Raw genomic sequence first — 16563 nt, forward strand, 5'->3', positions numbered from 1 at the left:
CTCGGGGGACCGGGCCGCGGCTGACACACTGTCCGCATGCGCATTGTGGTTCTGGCCGGTGGCATCGGTGGTGCCCGTTTCCTTCGCGGCCTCAAGCAGGCCGTCCCGGACGCGGAGATCACGGTCGTCGGCAACACCGGTGACGACATCCATCTCTTCGGGCTGAAGGTCTGCCCCGACCTGGACACGGTGATGTACACCCTCGGCGGTGGCATCCACGAGGAACAGGGCTGGGGCCGCGAGGGCGAGTCCTTCGCCGTCAAGGACGAACTGGCCGCGTACGGCGTCGGGCCCGAGTGGTTCGGCCTCGGCGACAAGGACTTCGCCACCCACATCGTCCGCACCCAGATGCTCGGCGCCGGCTACCCGCTCAGCGCCGTCACCGAGGCGCTCTGCGCCCGCTGGCAGCCGGGCGTACGGCTGCTGCCGATGTCCGACGACCGCGTCGAGACGCACGTGGCGATCGAGGTCGACGGCGAGCAGCGGGCCGTGCACTTCCAGGAGTACTGGGTGAAGCTCCGCGCCTCCGTCGACGCCAAGGCCGTCGTGGCCGTCGGCGCGGAGGCCGCCAAGCCCGCCCCCGGCGTCCTGGAGGCGATCGCCGAGGCCGACGTCATCCTCTTCCCGCCGTCCAACCCCGTCGTCAGCGTCGGCACCATCCTCTCCGTGCCCGGCATCCGCGAGGCGGTCGCCGCCGCTCCCGCGCCGGTCGTCGGCCTCTCCCCCATCGTCGGGGACGCGCCGGTGCGCGGCATGGCCGACAAGGTCCTGGCCGCCGTCGGCGTCGAGTCGACGGCCGCCGCCGTGGCGCGCCACTACGGCTCCGCGCTCGTCGACGGCTGGCTGGTCGACACCGTGGACGCCGGCTCCGTCGCCGAGGTCGAGGCGGCCGGCATCGCCTGCCGGGCCGTGCCGCTGATGATGACCGACGCGGACGCGACCGCCGCGATGGCGCGGGCCGCGCTCGCCCTGGCCGAGGAGGTGCGCCGGTGACGGCCGGCCCGGCGCCCGCGTACCGGGTGTGGGGGCTGGCCGGACTGCCCGAGGTGGCGCCCGGGGACGACCTGGCCGAGCTGATCGCGTCCGTCTCCCCCGGCCTGGAGGACGGCGACGTCCTGCTGGTGACCTCCAAGATAGTGAGCAAGGCGGAGGGGCGGATCGTCGCCGCCGGCGACCGCGAGGAGGCCATCGACGCCGAGACGGTGCGGGTGGTGGCCCGGCGCGGTCCCCTCCGCATCGTCGAGAACCGGCAGGGCCTCGTCATGGCCGCGGCCGGGGTCGACGCCTCCAACACCCCCGCGGGGACCGTGCTGCTGCTGCCGGAGGACCCCGACGGGTCGGCCCGGCGGATCAGGACCGGACTGCGCGAGGCGCTCGGCGTGGACGTCGGCGTCGTCGTCACCGACACCTTCGGGCGGCCCTGGCGGGCCGGGCTCACCGACGTGGCGATCGGCGCGGCCGGCGTGCGGGTCCTGGACGACCTGCGCGGCGTCGCCGACTCCCACGGCAACGAACTGAACGTCACCGTCGTCGCCACCGCCGACGAACTCGCCGCCGCCGGCGACCTGGTGAAGGGCAAGGCCACCGGCGTGCCCGTCGCCGTCGTGCGCGGCCTGCCGCACCTGGTCGGCGACGACGGGGAGCCGGGGGCGCGGGCGCTGGTGCGGTCGGCCGAGGACGACATGTTCCGGCTCGGCACCTCGGAGGCCGTACGGGAGGCGGTGACGCTGCGCCGGACGGTGCGGGAGTTCACCGACGACCCCGTCGACCCCGGGGCGGTGCGGCGCGCGGTCGCGGCGGCCGTGACGGCGCCCGCGCCGCACCACACCACCCCCTGGCGGTTCGTCCTCCTGGAGTCCGCCGCGTCGCGGCTGCGGCTGCTCGACGCCATGCGGGACGCCTGGATCGCGGACCTGCGGCGGGACGGGAAGTCCGAGGAGTCCATCGCCCGGCGGGTCCGGCGCGGGGACGTCCTGCGGAACGCCCCCTACCTCGCCGTGCCCTGCCTCGTCACGGACGGCTCGCATCACTACGGCGATCCGCGCCGGGACGCCGCCGAGCGCGAGATGTTCGTCGTCGCGGCCGGTGCCGGGGTGCAGAACTTCCTCGTCGCGCTCGCCGGGGAGCGGCTGGGCTCGGCGTGGGTCTCCTCGACGATGTTCTGCCGGGACGTCGTCCGGGAGGCGCTCGGGCTGCCGGACGACTGGGACCCGATGGGGGCGGTGGCCATCGGCCGGCCGGCCGCGCCGCCGAAGGAGCGGCCGGGGCGGATCGCCTCGGAGTTCATCGAGGTGCGCTGAGGCCCCCCGTCCCCGTCCTGCCCCCGTCGCCGCCTCAGAGGCGGGTGATGTCGTTCGGCGACCGGCGGGGGGCCCGGCGGGGCGGGGTGCGGCCGCTGAGGAGGATCAGGCGGGCGGCCCGGTGGCGCTGGCCCGCGTAGGGGGCCAGGAGCTCCAGCATCCTCGCGTCGTCGGCGGTGCGGTCGCCCGCCAGCGCCCAGCCGACGATGCCGGGGAGGTGCAGGTCGCCGGTGGTGACCTCGTCGGGGGCGCCGTTGCTGCGCTGGACCGTCTCCGCGGAGGTCCAGGGGCCGATGCCGGGGACCAGCTCCAGGCGCCTGCGGGCCTCCGGGGGCGGCAGGTGGGCCGCCTCCTCCAGGCGGGGGGCGACGCGGGCGGCGCGGACGATCGTGGCGGCGCGCTTGCCGTCGACGTTGGCCCGGTGCCACTCCCAGGACGGGATCAGGGCCCACGTCCGGGCCTCCGGCATCACGTGGAGGCCCTCGGGGGCCGGGCCCGGGGCCGGTTCGCCGTACCGGCGGACCAGGCGGCGCCAGGAGCCGTACGCCTCCGTCACGGTGACCTTCTGCTCCAGGACCGTCGGGATCAGGGACTCCAGGACCAGGCCGGTCCGGGTGAGCCGGAGGCCCGCGCGGCGGCGGTGGACCGCCAGCAGGAGCTTGTGGCGGGGGACGAAGGCGGCGGGGTCGTCCTCGGCGCCGAGCAGGGCGGGGAGCCGCGCGTCGAGCCAGGCGGCGCCCGGGCCCCAGGTCTCGGCCGCGACCTCCGCGCCGTGCGCCTTCGCGCGGAGCGTGGCGGGGCCCTCGGGGGTGCGGGTGGCGCGCCAGACCGAGCCGTCGTCGGTGACGCGGAAGGTGGGGTCGTGGGGGCCCCTGCGCAGGGGGCCGAGGGTGAGGCCGAGGTCCAGCGCCCCGGTGACGGGCACGTCCGCGCCGCCGCCGCGCGCGGTGGTGCGGGTGGTCCTCGGGACGAAGCGGCCGGCCATGCGTACGAGCGTAGCCGGGGGCGGGGAGGGCCCACGGGGCCCGGCCGCGGCGCACGGCGGCCCGCCGGGGCGTGCGGGAGCGGCGGGAGCGGCCTGTGGGGCGGGAGGGGCCGGTGCGGCGCGGATGCGACGAGGGGGCGGGTGTGGCCCGCCCCCTCGTACCGGGGCGGGTCGCACCCGCCCCGTGCCGCTACTGGTCCGAGCTGAAGCGGACCGTGCCCGCGGGCAGGGTGGCGTTGCACCAGATGCGGATGCCGTCGCGGAGCTCGTTGTCGGGGCCCACGTGGGCGCCGTCGCCGATGACCGCGCCCGTCAGGACGGAGCGGGCGCCGATGCGGGCGCCGGCGCCTATGAGGGAGTCGGTGATGACGGCGCCGGGCTCGACCACCGCGCCGGCGAGGAGGGTGGAGCCGGTCACCCGGGCGCCCTCGCCGACCGTCGCGTCGGCGCCGACGACCGTGCCGCCGGTGAGCTTGGCGTCGGGGGCCACCCGGGCGGAGGGCAGGACCAGGCGGTCGCCGCAGCGGCCGGGGACGGCCGGCGAGGGGGCACGGCCGAGGACCAGGTCGGCGGAGCCGCGGACGAAGGCCTGCGGGGTGCCGAGGTCGAGCCAGTAGGTCGAGTCGACCATGCCCTGGAGGTGGGCGCCGGAGGCCAGGAGCTCCGGGAAGGTCTCGCGCTCGACGGAGACCGGGCGGCCGGCGGGGATCGAGTCGATGACCGAGCGGCGGAAGACGTACGCGCCGGCGTTGATCTGGTCGGTGACGATCTCCTCCGGGGTCTGCGGCTTCTCCAGGAAGGCCGTCACCCGCCCCGTCCCGTCGGTCGGGACCAGGCCGAAGGCCCGGGGGTCCTCCACCCGCGTGAGGTGGAGGGAGACGTCGGCGCCGGAGTCGGCGTGCGTGGCCACCAGGGCACGGATGTCGAGGCCGGTGAGGATGTCCCCGTTGAAGATCAGGACGGGTTCGTCCGGGCCCGAGTGCAGCCGGGAGGCCACGTTGCGTATCGCGCCGCCGGTGCCGAGCGGTTCCTCCTCCGTGACGTACTCCAGGCTCAGGCCGAGGTCGGAGCCGTCCCCGAAGTGCGGCTCGAAGACCTCGGCGAGGTAGGAGGTGGCGAGCACGATGTGCTCGACGCCGGCGGCCTTGGCCCGGGCCAGCTGGTGCGTCAGGAAGGGGACGCCCGCCGCCGGGACCATGGGCTTGGGCGTGTTGACCGTGAGCGGTCGCAGCCGTGTGCCCTTGCCACCGACCAGGAGGATCGCTTCTGTCACCTGTCGTCTCTGCTTCCTGTTCGGGGCCGGTCAGCGCGCCCGTCTCGGTCGTCCGTGCGATATGACCGGTCAGTTTATGCAGATGGTTGCCCCGGCGCCCCCATCAGCTTCGTCCCTGGTACTTCGCCGAGGAGGCCCGGGCGGTTCCGAGCTTGCCGTAGAGACGGCCGCCGGGACACTCCGTGGCGAAACCGTCACGGTGTCCGGCGATGGCGTGGAAGCTGACTTTCCGGCCCTTCGCGTAGAGGTTGCCACCACCGGAGACGAGGGTCTGGTTGCCCGCGGGATTCACCCCGTGGAGCCCGAGTTTCCAGGCCGTCAGGCGGGCGACGGCGGTCACGACGGCGGCCGGCGGGTTGGTGCTGGTGAAGGTGCCGAGGACGGCGATGCCCATGCTGTTGGTGTTGAAGCCGAGGGTGTGCGCGCCGAGCACCGGCTTGGTCACGCCGCCGGCCCGGCCTTCGTAGATGTTTCCGCACTTGTCGACGGCGAAGTTGTAGCCGAAGTCACGCCAGCCGCTGCTCTTCACGTGGTAGCGGTAGATACTGCGCAGGACGGAGGGGGCCTGGCCGCAGGTGTAGTTGTTGCCGGTGGCGCTGTGGTGGACGAAGGCCGCCTTGATCGTCGAGGTGTAGACGAAGCCCTTCTCCCGGATCGACTCGTCGGCGCCCCAGCCGCTGCGGGTGATGATCTTGGGCCGGGGGCCGATGTAGGGCTGCTTCGGCGCCTGGGGGGCCGCGCCCTGGCCGGCCCCGGCCGGCGCGAGTCCGGCCTGGACGGCGTCCGACTGGGCCGGCACGACGAGGTTCTCGTCCCGCTCCGCCGTCGGGAGGGCGGCCGGGATCTCGGCCGCCCCGTAGGGGGCCAGCTGGCTGTTGGCGCTGGTCGCGGCGGCCTCCGCCGCGGTCAGGGCGGCCGGCGGGGCCATCACCCGGGTGGCGGGGCCGGGGGCGGCGGCCGCCGGTTCCTCGCCCGGGTCGACCAGTTCGAGGCGGAGGCCGGCCGGCAGCGGGGGCGCGGCGCCGTCCCGTCCGGCCCGCTCCGGGGAGTGCGGGGATCCGTCTTCCGCGGCTTCCGCCCGTACGCGGATCTCGACGCCGTCCGAGTCGCCGACCCACAGCGGGGCGGTGGAGCCGCGGAGGCCGCCGGCGGCGCCCTCGGCCGTGCCGGGGTCGGCCCCGTGCTCGGCGTTGTGGGTCTCCACGTCCTGCCAGGGGGACCAGACGCCGTCGGCGGCGGACCGGGTGCGGACCTGGACGGTGCCGCGCAGCACGGCCGTCGGGTCGTCCCAGACCACGCCGACGAGCGAGAAGGGTCTGACGTCCCGTCGGGCCAGACCCTGTTCGGGTGCGGCGCCCGGGTCGGCGCCGTAGGAGCGGACGGAGGTGCCGAGCGGACGGAGCGGCAGCGACTGGGTGGAGCCCGGCAGCTCGTCCTGCGCCGGTGGCAGAGCGGCCGCCGCCGGGCGCGCGGTGGCCGTCGCGGGGGCGGCGAGGGTGACCGGCAGGGCGAGCGCGGCCGCGCAGGCGACGGCGATCGAGGAGGCGAGTGAGGCACGCATGGCCCGATCGTGCGGAGCCCGGCGGCGCGCCGCGCGCCGGGACGGCGGCCGGAGACGGACGGCGCGTCAGGCCGACCGGAGGACCCCTTCACCGGTACGGCCCAGCGCGGCGCCCGGCCCGCGTACCCTGTGCGGCGTGAACGCCAGCGACCGCACCCCCGCCGACCTGCTGCGATCCGCGCTCGCCGCGGACCCGGCCCGCCCTCTGGTCACCTACTACGACGACGCCACCGGTGAACGGGCGGAATTGTCCGTCGCCACCTTCGCCAATTGGGTGGCGAAGACGGCCAATCTGCTCCAGGGCGAACTGTCCGCCGAGCCCGGCGACCGCCTCGCCCTGCTGCTGCCCGCGCACTGGCAGACCGCCGTCTGGCTGCTCGCCTGCTCCTCCGTCGGCGTGACGGCCGAACTGGGCGGCGACCCGGCGCGCGCCGACCTCGTCGTGGCCGGGCCGGAGAGGCTGGAGGAGGGGCTCGCCTGCTCCGGGGAGCGGGTCGCGCTCTCCCTGGCGCCGCTGGGGCGCCGCTTCCCGGTCGCGCCCGCGGGGTACGCGGACTACGCCGTCGAGGTCCCGGGCCAGGGCGACCGCTTCGCGCCCTTCGCGCCGGTGGACGCGGACGCGCCGGCACTCGTCGTCGACGGTACGGAACGCAGCGGCGCGCAGCTCGTCGAGCAGGCGCGGCTCGACGCGGTGCGGCTGGGGCTCGGCCCCGGCTCGCGGCTGCTGTCCGGACTGGCGTACGACGGCTGGGAGGGCCTGTCGGCCGGGCTGTACGCGCCGCTGGCCGCGGGCGGCTCCGTGGTGCTGTGCCGGAACACCGGCGGGCTGGCCCCGGAGGCGCTGGAGAAGCGGATCGAGAGCGAGCGGGTCACGGCCACGGCGCTCTGACGGAGGGACGCCGCCGGGCGGGGCGCCCGGCGGCGGCGCCCGCCCCGGGCGTTCCCGCCCCCGGTGCGTCCGGTGCACCCGTTCGGCCGATCGACCCGCCGCGTACCCGCGACCGCGCGGCGAGTCCGGTACATGATCGGCCCCGGGGGGAGTCGTCTCCTCCGTACAACCCCGCGTCGGGTTCGGCCGTCTCCCCTGTGCGAACGCCGGGCGCCCGACGCGCCAGAGACGCCCCGAAGGACGGACTGACGACGTGACGGACCGCGCTGGCACTCCCGCCGAACCGGACCCGGAACCGACGCCGGATCCGGCTCCGGAGCCGGACCGGGAGCCGGGCCCGCGGCCGGAGCCGGACCCCGGTCCGGCTCCGGGGCCGGACGGGGATCCGGACCGGGAGCCCGCGCCGGCCGGGGAGACCGGGGCCGGGGAACCGGAGACCGGGGCCGGAGGCGGGGCGGCGGGGAAGCCGCGCCGGCACTGGCTGCGGTGGACCGCCCTCGGCGTCTCCGTCGTGCTGCTCGGCGCGGCCGGGACCGGCTGGTGGTTCTACCGGAAGCTCGACGACAACATCACCACCGACACCACCGCGGCGGACGAACTGAGGCGGTACGAGAAGGAGCGTCCGGCGGCCGTGGTGGCGGCGGCGCAGAACATCCTGCTCATCGGCTCGGACACCCGCTCCGGCGACGGGAACCGCGAGTACGGCCGGGACAAGGGCACCCAGCGCTCCGACACCGTGATCCTGCTGCACCTGGCGGCCGACGAGTCGAGCGCCACCGCCGTCTCGATCCCCCGCGACCTGATGGTGACGATCCCGAGCTGCGCCGAGGGCGGCGGCGGGCGGACCCGGGAGCAGTGGGCGCAGTTCAACTGGTCCTTCGAATGGGGCGGGACGGCGTGCACGATCCGTACCGTCGAGAAGCTGACCGGGATCCGGATCGACCACCACATGGTGATCGACTTCCGGGGCTTCAAGAAGATGGTGGACGCGGTGGACGGCGTCGAGGTCTGCCTGAAGGAGCCGGTCGACGACGCCGACGCCAAGCTGAAGCTGCCGGCGGGCCGCCAGACCCTGGACGGGGAGCAGGCGCTGGGCTTCGTCCGGGCCCGGAAGTCGCTCGGGAACGGCAGCGACACCGACCGGATGGACCGCCAGCAGATGTTCCTGGGGGCGCTGGTGAACAAGGTGCAGAGCAACGGGGTGCTCCTGAACCCGACGAAGCTGTACCCCGTGCTGGACGCGGCGACGAAGTCGATCACGACGGACCCGGGGCTCGACTCGCTGCGGGACCTGTACGACCTCGCGCGGACGATGCGGTCGGTCCCGACGGAGAAGGTGCAGTTCCTGACGGTGCCCCGGCGCCCGTACACATACGACGCCAATAGGGACGAACTGGTGCAGCCCGCCGCGAGCGAGCTCTTCCGTCAACTCCGCGAGGACAGGCCGGTCGTGGTGACGAAGGCGGAACCGGACGAGGGCGCGGAAGCATCCTCCGACGGGAAGCCGGACGACGCGGAGTCACCCGCGCCGGGCGTCACGCCCACGTTCACCGGGCGGAACGCGGCCGAAGGGGTGTGTTCCTAGCGGCCGGAGGGGTCGCTGGGTAAAGCGGGGCCCAAGGGAAGGGTGAAGGGCGATGCGGTTTGGGCAGAGTTGCCCGGTTGTAAGGGGCGTGGAATTTGTCACTGACGTCGCCCCGCGCTGAACTGGGCGGATAGTGTGACGCGATCCGGTGCACCCGACCGCGTGGTCGCACTCAGCCAAGGATCGAACGACCGAGTGGCGCCCTCAGGGGGAGGCGCCCCGCGTGGCACCGACGGAGGACAGGAACCGTGGACGCGCACAGCCGTGGACGGGCGGACGAGATCGACCCCGCCGACCAGTGGGTGCTCAACCCGCAGACCGGCAACTACGAACTGCGACTGGACCACTCCGCTGGGCAGTCGGCGGGCGGTGGACCGCACTCCGCCGCCACCGGTTCCGGTGACTCCGGTTCCCGTACCCGCTCCGCGGCCCGGCCAACCACCCCGGCCGAAGCCCCCGTCCCCGGCCAGCGGCGGCGCCGCCCGGCCGAGCGGGACGAGCCGGCCGGGGGCGGACGCGTGCCCCCGCAGAGCCGCCGCAAGCGCAAGCAGGGCGCCAGCCGCAAGAAGAAGGTCCTGCTGTGGACCGGCGGCACGATGGCCTTCGTGCTCGTGGGCGGGGCGGTCGGCGTGTACGCCCTCTACAACAAGCTCAACGGCAACCTCGACGTCGTCGAGGTCGTCGGCAAGAACAAGAGCGCGGGCTTCCGCAAGGGCGAGGCCTTCAACATCGTCCTCATCGGCACCGACAAGCGCACCGGTGCGGGCAACGCGGGCTACGGCGACAAGAACAGCCCCGGCCACGCGGACACCACGATCCTCTTCCACGTCTCCAAGGACCGGACGAACGCCACCGCGCTCTCCATCCCGCGCGACCTGAAGACGGACATCCCGGAGTGCCAGGTCAAGGCCGGCAAGGAGATCAAGACCATCCCCGCCGAGTCCGACGTCCGCTTCAACGTGAGCCTCGGGCAGAACGGCCGCGACCCCGGCTGCGTCATGCGCACCGTGGAGGAGCTGACCGGCGTCGAGGTCGACCACTTCATGATGGCCGACTTCAACGCGGTCAAGGAGATGACGACGGCCGTCGGCGGCGTGAAGGTCTGCGTCGAGAAGGCCGTCGACGACCCCAAGTCGCACCTGAAGCTGCCGGCCGGCGAGTCGACCGTCCAGGGCGAGCAGGCCCTCGCCTTCGTCCGTACCCGGCACAGCTTCGGCAACGAGTCGGACCTCGACCGCATCAAGGTCCAGCAGCAGTTCCTCAGCTCGATGATCCGTCAGATGAAGTCCGACGAGACCCTGACGGACCCGGCGAAGCTGTACGACCTCGCCGACGCCGCCACCAGCGCCCTCACCGTCGACGCGGGGATAGGGTCGCTCACCAAGCTCCAGGACCTCGCCGGCGAGCTGGCCGGGATCGACACCAAGAACATCGCGTTCACGACGCTGCCGGTCATCGACAACCCCGCCGAGAAGATCAAGGCGACGGTCGTCCCGCACCCGACCAAGGCACCGCAGCTGTTCGCGATGCTCCAGAGCGACACCTCGCTCACCGAGGTGAAGCAGAAGGAGCAGGCCGCCAAGAGCGCCCAGGCGAAGGCCCAGGCGGCGCTCCTGGAGGGCGAGCGGGCCGTCCCCACCGAGGTGCGCGTCGACGTCTTCAACGGCAGCGGCATCCAGGGCGCGGCCCAGTCGACCATCAACTGGCTCCAGAACGAGCAGGGCGTCCTGCGCTCGACCAACAAGAGCAACGCCCCCGAGAAGGCGGCGAGGACGACCCTGGAATACGCACCGAACCAGGCCGATCAGGCCCGCGCCCTCGCGGACATGATGGGTCTGCCCGCCACGGCTCTCCAGCAGGGCACCGTGGACGCCGCCGAGCGCGAGCCCATGACGCTCGTCCTCGGCGCCGACTTCAAGGGCGCGGGGGTGCCCATCACCGGACCGGCAAAGGCGCCGAAGGATCTGGAGAAAGTAGCAGCGGACAAGCAGGTGTGCGCGAAGTGACCCGGAGACACCGGAGTCCGGCGCCCGCCTGACCGAAGACAGGGGACCTGGGGTGGGACAGAAAAGCGTGCGACGGGAGGGGACGCGACCGAGCGTTCCGCACGCCCGAGAACGGGGCTGGGACGACGAGCTGCACGGAGCGGGCGAGGCCACCGGAGCCGGTGGCGCGTCCGACGCGGGCGGGGGGCCCGACGCGGCCGCCGCGCCGGCGGGCCGTGCCGCGCGTCGTCGCGGGGCGTCGGACACCGACGACCCCGGCACGGCCGCGAGCACGGCGGGCGGGCGCGCAGCGGCGCGCAAGCAGGCCAAGAAGGCCGGCAAGCGCAAGGTGTTGCGCTGGTCGGCCATAGGCGTGTCGCTGCTGGTGCTCGGCACGGCGGGCGCCGGTTACGCGTACTACGAGCACCTGAACAGCAACATCCGCAGCGGCGGCCGCGCGGGCGGCGACAGCGGCGTGAAGAAGGCGACGCCCAACGCCCTGGGCGACACGCCGCTGAACATCCTGCTGATCGGCTCGGACAGCCGGGCCTCCGACGCCAACATCGCGCTGGGCGGCAGCCGCAAGGACAGGGACCGTCCGGCGCTCGCCGACGTCCAGATGCTGCTGCACGTCTCCGCCGACCGGCAGAACGCCTCGCTGATCTCGATACCCCGCGACACCGTGGTGAAGATCCCCGACTGCAAGGGCGAGGACGGCAAGGACTACCCGGGCACCAGCGACCGGCCCATCAACGAGACGCTCGCCCGCGGCGGGCCCGGGTGCACGCTCACCACCTGGGAGACCCTCACCGGCGTCTACGTCGACCACTGGATGATGGTCGACTTCGCGGGCGTGGTGGCGATGGCCGACGAGGTCGGCGGCGTCCCCGTCTGCGTCAAGACCGGTGTGCACGACAAGTCGACCGCCCGGGTCAAGGGCGGGTCCGGGCTGAAGCTGCCGGTGGGCACCCACGAGGTCAAGGGCGAGCAGGCCCTCCAGTGGCTGCGCACCCGGCACGCCTTCGGCAGCGACCAGAACCGGGCCAAGGCCCAGCACATGTACCTCAACGGCATGCTGAAGAAGCTCCAGTCGCAGAACGCCTGGACCGACACCGGCCGGCTGATGGGGCTCGCGGAGACCGGCACCAAGGCGCTCCAGGTCTCCGACGGCCTCGACACGGTCGCCAAGCTCTTCGACCTCGGCATGCAGCTCAAGAACGTGAAGGTCGACCGGCTGTCCACGGTCACCATCCCGACGGACCCCTACCCGCAGAACCCGGACGCGTGGCTGAAGCCGAGGGGCAAGGACGCCGAGAAGATCTGGGGCATGCTCCGGGAGGACGTCGCCCTCGACAAGAACGGCGACAAGGCCCCCGCGAAGCCCAAGCCGGCGGACGCCAAGCCGAAGCCGACGGCCGCCGCGCCCGCCTCGCTCGGCGTCACCGTCGTCAACGGCACCCAGACGGACGACGAGCCGGCCGTCGAGGGCCGCGCCAAGGAGATCGCCGGCGCGCTGACCGGGAAGGGCTTCACCCAGGCCGGGACCTCCAAGGAGCCCAAGCCCAGCAAGGGCACGGTCGTGGCCTACCCGAAGGCCTCCGGCGACCAGGGCCGGGCGGACGCCGAGTCCGTGGCGACCGCGCTCGGGCTGCCGCTCTCCACCGTCCGCGCGGACGGCGGCATCCAGGGCATCACCCTGGTCGTGGGCGCGGACTGGCGCGAGGGCACCACCTACGAGACGCAGCAGGACAAGGCGGGCGACCTGCCCGAGGGCGCCGGGGACAAGGTGGACTGCATGGACGTCTACTCGGTCTACAAGTGGGACGGGAAGAGCTGACCGGCTCCCCCGCGTGAACGCCGGACGGCCGGGCCCCTCGTGACGGGGGACCCGGCCGTCCGCGTGCCCGGGAGGGGGAGAGCGGGGCCGGGCCCTCCCGGTCCGGCCGCCTTCGCCACGGGCCGCTTTCGTCACGGACCGCCCTCGTCACGGGCCGCCTTCACCACCGGGCCGCCTTCACCACCGGGCCGCCTTCGCCACCGGGCGGCGGCATGATCACGGATACGAGGGGCGTGGCGCTCGGCAACGGGACGCGTTACCGCGAATGGGGGACAGCGACGCGCGCCGCCGGGGCCGGTGACCCTACCGGCTCATCGTATGGGCCTACGGTGCTCACGGTCCCCCTGTCACACCCGCGGAGGTGTCCGTCCGTGCCCACACCGCCCCGCACGCCCCGTCCGCCCCGCACGCCCGGCCCGGCCGGGCGGCCGCCCGCCCCCCGGCGCGGCGGGCCCGCCCCGGTGCGGCGGCGTCGGCGGCGCCCCCGCTGGGGGGTGCGGATGGCGACCGCGCTCTCCGTGGCGGTGCTGGCGGCCGGCGGGATCGGGCACGCGGTGGTGACCGGTCTGGACACCGGGATCACGCGGGTGGACCCCTTCAAGGACATGAAGAACCGGCCGCAGGCGGGCACCGGCATGAACGTGCTCGTCGTCGGCACCGACGGGCGGGACCGGATCACGGCCGAGGAGAAGAAGAAGTACCGGCTGGGCGGGGCGCCCTGCCGGTGCACGGACACCGTGCTGCTCGTGCACATCTCGGAGGACCGGGAGCGGGCGAGCGTCGTCTCGCTGCCCCGGGACTCGTACGCCGAACTCCCCGCGCACACCGACCAGAACAGCGGCGAGAGGCACCGGGCGCATCCGGTGAAGCTGAACGCGGCCTACTCGGAGGGCGGGCCCGCGCTGACCGTGCGGACGGTGGAGGCGATGACCCGGGTCAAGATCGACCACTATCTGGAGGTCGACTTCACCAGCTTCATGCGGACCGTGGACGCGGTCGGCGGGGTGCAGATCTGCACGGCGAAGCCGGTCGAGGACTCCTACACGGGGCTGAGGCTGGCGGCCGGCACGCACGAGCTGGACGGCGGGCAGGCGCTCCAGTACGTGCGCTCCCGGCACATCGACGGCGCCGCGGACATCGGGCGGATGCAGCGGCAGCAGAAGTTCCTGGCGGCGCTGGTGGACCGGCTGACCAGCGGCGGGGTGCTCTTCAACCCGGTGCGCTTCCGGGAGGTGGCGACGACCCTGCTCGGCTCGGTGCGGGCCGACGAGGGGTTCGGCACGGACCAGCTGCTGGCGCTGGCCAAGGCGATGCGCGGCTTCACCCCGGCGTCCTCGGAGTTCGTGTCGGTGCCCGTCGGCGACGTCGACTTCCCCGTGAAGGGGATCGGTTCGACGGTGAAGTGGGACGCGAGCAGGGCGCAGAAGCTGTTCGCCGCCGTCCGGGAGGACCGGCCGCTGGCGTCCCGGACGGACCCGGCGCGCAAGAGGCCCCAGGCGACCGTGGTGGAGGTGGCGCCGAAGACGATCCGGGTGCAGGTCTACAACGGGACCCGGATCGACGGGCTGGGGCGGAAGGTGGACGACGCGCTGCGGGCGACGGGCTTCGACACGACCCGGACGCCGCTGTCGGGGTCGGGGCCGGTGCGGACCCGGACGCTGATCGAGTACGACCCCCGGTGGGACCGGTCCGCGAAGTCCCTGGCCACGGCGCTGCCGGGGGCCGAGCTGAAGGCGGTGCCGGGGCGCGGCGGGACGCTGCGGGTGACGGCGGGGTCGGCCTACGCGGGCGTCACGGCGGTGCGGGCGGAGACCGCACCGGCGCGGGGGCCCTTCGAGGCGGTGACCGGGGACCAGGTGGTGTGCCCGTGAGGGGCCGCGGCCGGCGCGGGGGCCGGACCCCGACGGGGTGAGCGTCGGGCCCGGACGGTGTGGCCCCCGGCCCGGTCGGGGCGAGCCCCGGCTCAGTCCGTGTAGCCCTCGGCGGCCCGGCGCTCGCGCAGCTCCTTGATGGCCTGGCGCCGGGCGAGGCGGTGGGTGCGGCGGATCTGGGCCTCCTGGTAGCGGCGCTTGTCCCGCTCGGTCTCCGGGAGGACCGGGGGCACCACGCGGGGCTTGCCGTCGGCGTCGACCGCGGTGAAGACGAGGTACGCGGAGCCGACCTGGGTGGCCGGGGTGGTGTCGTTCCAGCGCTCGGCCACGACCCGGACGCCGACCTCCATGGAGGAGCGGCCGGTCCAGTTCACCTGGGCCTTCACGTGGAGGAGGTCGCCGACGCGGACGGGCTCCAGGAAGGCCATCTCGTCCATGGAGGCGGTCACGGCCGGGCCTCCGGAGTGCCGGCCCGCGACGGCGCCCGCCGCGTCGTCCACCAGCTTCATGATCACACCGCCGTGCACCGTGCCGAGGAGGTTGGTGTCGTGGCTGGTCATGATGTGGCTGAGGGTGGTGCGGGAGGCCGAAGTGGGCTTGCCCGGGATGTCGCCCTGTTCTGTCATGTCCTCCACCTTATGCCGGGTATCGGCCTTGTCCGCTTTGCATCAGCTTCGCAACAGCGGCGGTCCTATTTTCCACCCGGTCTGTCGCCCGGAAAGCGGGGACCGGCACACTGGTCCGCATGAATGAGTGGCCTGAGCAGCCCGAGGGCGCCCGCCCCATGCGGCACGTGCAGAGACGACCGCAGGGACAGCAGTCCCCGCAGTACCAGCAGGGGTACGACCAGGGGCAGGCGTACAACCCGAACTTCACTCAGGCGCAGGCCACGGGGTACGACTCCGGGTACAGCTCCGGACAGGTCTACGGCTCCCCGCAGGGCGGCGGCCAGGGGCCCGGCGGTCCGGGGGGACCTGCCGGACCCGGCGGCCCCGGCGCCCGCCCGGCCGGTCCCGCGCCGGACTGGCGCAAGCGGATCAAGATCGGTTCGATCGTCCTGGTCGTCGGCGTCCTCGCGTGGGGCGTCGGCACCTACGCCTGGGCCAGCTCGCAGATGCGCAACGAGGTGGACCTCTCCAAGGTCATCGAGCGGCCTGCCGAGGGCGACTGCACGACGTACCTGATCGTCGGCTCCGACAGCCGCGAGGGCATGTCGGCCGAGGAGAAGAAGAAGCTGCACACCGGTTCCGCGGAGGGCAAGCGGACCGACTCGATGATGATCCTCGCCGCCTGCTCCAGCGGGAACACGATGATCTCGCTCCCCCGCGACTCCTGGGTGACGATCCCGAACTTCGTCGGCTCCGAGTCCGGCAAGTCCTATCCGGCGCGCGGCGGCTCCAAGCTGAACGCGGCCTACGCGATGGACGGCCCCGAGCTGCTGGTCCGCACGGTCGAGTTCAACACCGGGCTGCGGATCGACCACTACGCGGAGATCGGCTTCGCCGGCTTCGCGAACATCGTGGACGCGCTCGGCGGCGTCGAGCTGAACATCGAGAAGGGCTTCAAGGACAAGAAGTCGGGCGCCGACTTCCAGGCCGGGAAGCAGACCCTCAACGGCGAGCAGGCCCTCGCCTTCGTCCGGACCCGCTACGCCTTCGCCGAGTCGGACCTGGCGCGGACCAAGAACCAGCAGAAGTTCCTGTCCGCGCTGGCCAACCAGGCGGCGACCCCGGGCACGATCCTCAACCCGTTCGCGCTCTACCCGACGCTCGGCGCCGGCCTGGACACCCTGATCGTCGACAAGGACATGTCCCTGTACGACCTCGGCAAGATGTTCTTCGCGATGAAGGGCATCAGCGGCGGCGACGGCAGGTCGATGAACATGCCGATCTCGGGCAGCGCGCCGCAGGGGTCCCTGAAGTGGGACATGCCGAAGGTGAAGCAGCTCGTCGAGCAGATCAAGAACGACCAGAAGGTCACCGTCGAATCGAACCGGTGACCTTCCGGAGCGCGCCTCCCGTGGGGTCCCCTACGGGAGGTTGCGGGCCATGACGATGCGCTGGACCTGGTTGGTGCCTTCGTAGATCTGGGTGATCTTGGCGTCGCGCATCATGCGCTCGACGGGGTAGTCGCGGGTGTAGCCGTAGCCGCCGAGGAGCTGGACGGCGTCGACGGTGACCTCCATGGCGATGTCGGAGGCGAAGCACTTGGCGGCGGCGCCGAAGAAGGTGAGGTCCTGCTTGTCGGCGCCGGCGGAGACGCGTTCGGAGCGGGCGG

13 protein-coding genes are annotated in these 16563 nt (G+C 73.7%); 8 read left to right on the forward strand and 5 right to left on the reverse strand.

Going from position 1 to position 16563, the window contains the following annotated elements:
* Positions 1 to 36 precede the first annotated feature (36 nt).
* Positions 37 to 993: a 2-phospho-L-lactate transferase gene (cofD, locus tag IE287_RS36020; RefSeq protein WP_189853627.1), complete on the forward strand. Its 957-nt coding sequence runs from the start codon at positions 37 to 39 to the stop codon at positions 991 to 993.
* Positions 990 to 2300: a coenzyme F420-0:L-glutamate ligase gene (locus IE287_RS36025; protein WP_189853628.1), complete on the forward strand. Its 1311-nt coding sequence runs from the start codon at positions 990 to 992 to the stop codon at positions 2298 to 2300. Before cofD ends, IE287_RS36025 begins: the two co-directional genes overlap by 4 nt.
* Before the next feature lie 34 nt (positions 2301 to 2334).
* Here the strand turns inward: IE287_RS36025 and IE287_RS36030 are convergent, their stop codons facing one another.
* The 3 genes from IE287_RS36030 to IE287_RS36040 all read right to left on the reverse strand — a co-directional run bounded on the left by IE287_RS36030 (position 2335) and on the right by IE287_RS36040 (position 6119).
* On the reverse strand, positions 2335 to 3285 hold the full coding sequence (locus IE287_RS36030) for a DNA-3-methyladenine glycosylase family protein (protein ID WP_189853629.1): 951 nt from the start codon (positions 3283 to 3285) through the stop codon (positions 2335 to 2337).
* A 190-nt stretch (positions 3286 to 3475) separates the two neighbouring features.
* The gene (manB, locus tag IE287_RS36035; RefSeq protein WP_189853630.1) at positions 3476 to 4558 is read right to left on the reverse strand and encodes a mannose-1-phosphate guanylyltransferase; all 1083 of its coding nucleotides are present in this window, start codon (positions 4556 to 4558) and stop codon (positions 3476 to 3478) included.
* A 103-nt stretch (positions 4559 to 4661) separates the two neighbouring features.
* Entirely contained in the window at positions 4662 to 6119 is a 1458-nt protein-coding gene (locus IE287_RS36040; RefSeq protein WP_189853631.1) for a peptidoglycan recognition protein family protein, read from the reverse strand.
* A 136-nt stretch (positions 6120 to 6255) separates the two neighbouring features.
* Between IE287_RS36040 and IE287_RS36045 the strand changes: the two genes are divergently transcribed.
* The 5 genes from IE287_RS36045 to IE287_RS36065 all read left to right on the forward strand — a co-directional run bounded on the left by IE287_RS36045 (position 6256) and on the right by IE287_RS36065 (position 14286).
* On the forward strand, positions 6256 to 7008 hold the full coding sequence (locus IE287_RS36045) for a TIGR03089 family protein (RefSeq protein WP_189853632.1): 753 nt from the start codon (positions 6256 to 6258) through the stop codon (positions 7006 to 7008).
* A 253-nt stretch (positions 7009 to 7261) separates the two neighbouring features.
* Positions 7262 to 8593 carry an LCP family protein gene (locus IE287_RS36050; RefSeq protein WP_189853633.1) on the forward strand — a complete coding sequence of 444 codons (1332 nt, stop codon included), beginning with the start codon at positions 7262 to 7264 and terminating at the stop codon, positions 8591 to 8593.
* Between the two features lie 248 nt (positions 8594 to 8841).
* Positions 8842 to 10599 (forward strand): LCP family protein, encoded by a 1758-nt coding sequence (locus IE287_RS36055; RefSeq protein WP_189853634.1) that lies wholly within the window; start codon positions 8842 to 8844, stop codon positions 10597 to 10599.
* 52 nt (positions 10600 to 10651) lie between these two features.
* Positions 10652 to 12415: an LCP family protein gene (locus IE287_RS36060; protein WP_189853635.1), complete on the forward strand. Its 1764-nt coding sequence runs from the start codon at positions 10652 to 10654 to the stop codon at positions 12413 to 12415.
* 371 nt (positions 12416 to 12786) lie between these two features.
* Positions 12787 to 14286 (forward strand): LCP family protein, encoded by a 1500-nt coding sequence (locus IE287_RS36065; RefSeq protein ID WP_444545987.1) that lies wholly within the window; start codon positions 12787 to 12789, stop codon positions 14284 to 14286.
* A 92-nt stretch (positions 14287 to 14378) separates the two neighbouring features.
* Here the strand turns inward: IE287_RS36065 and IE287_RS36070 are convergent, their stop codons facing one another.
* Positions 14379 to 14912 carry an acyl-CoA thioesterase gene (locus tag IE287_RS36070; RefSeq protein ID WP_189853636.1) on the reverse strand — a complete coding sequence of 178 codons (534 nt, stop codon included), beginning with the start codon at positions 14910 to 14912 and terminating at the stop codon, positions 14379 to 14381.
* Positions 14913 to 15031: 119 nt separating this feature from the next.
* Here IE287_RS36070 and IE287_RS36075 point away from each other — a divergent pair, with 119 nt between their 5' ends.
* Complete coding sequence (locus tag IE287_RS36075; RefSeq protein ID WP_229883966.1) at positions 15032 to 16285, forward strand: LCP family protein; 1254 nt, start codon at positions 15032 to 15034, stop codon at positions 16283 to 16285.
* A gap of 30 nt (positions 16286 to 16315) precedes the next feature.
* On the opposite strand, the gene IE287_RS36080 is transcribed toward IE287_RS36075, so the two are convergent.
* A partial coding sequence (locus IE287_RS36080; RefSeq protein WP_268255019.1) for an acyl-CoA dehydrogenase family protein occupies positions 16316 to 16563 on the reverse strand: 248 nt, incomplete at its 5' end.

Origin of the sequence: Streptomyces omiyaensis (assembly GCF_014650895.1) — a bacterium.
Taxonomy (GTDB): domain Bacteria; phylum Actinomycetota; class Actinomycetes; order Streptomycetales; family Streptomycetaceae; genus Streptomyces; species Streptomyces omiyaensis.

Coding starts and splice junctions, on each gene's coding strand:
- cofD (WP_189853627.1), top strand. CDS start 37: ATGCGCATTGTGGTTCTGGCCGGTGGCATCGGTGGTGCCCGTTTCCTT.
- IE287_RS36030 (WP_189853629.1), bottom strand. CDS start 3,285: ATGGCCGGCCGCTTCGTCCCGAGGACCACCCGCACCACCGCGCGCGGC.
- IE287_RS36040 (WP_189853631.1), bottom strand. CDS start 6,119: ATGCGTGCCTCACTCGCCTCCTCGATCGCCGTCGCCTGCGCGGCCGCG.
- IE287_RS36070 (WP_189853636.1), bottom strand. CDS start 14,912: ATGACAGAACAGGGCGACATCCCGGGCAAGCCCACTTCGGCCTCCCGC.
- IE287_RS36075 (WP_229883966.1), top strand. CDS start 15,032: ATGAATGAGTGGCCTGAGCAGCCCGAGGGCGCCCGCCCCATGCGGCAC.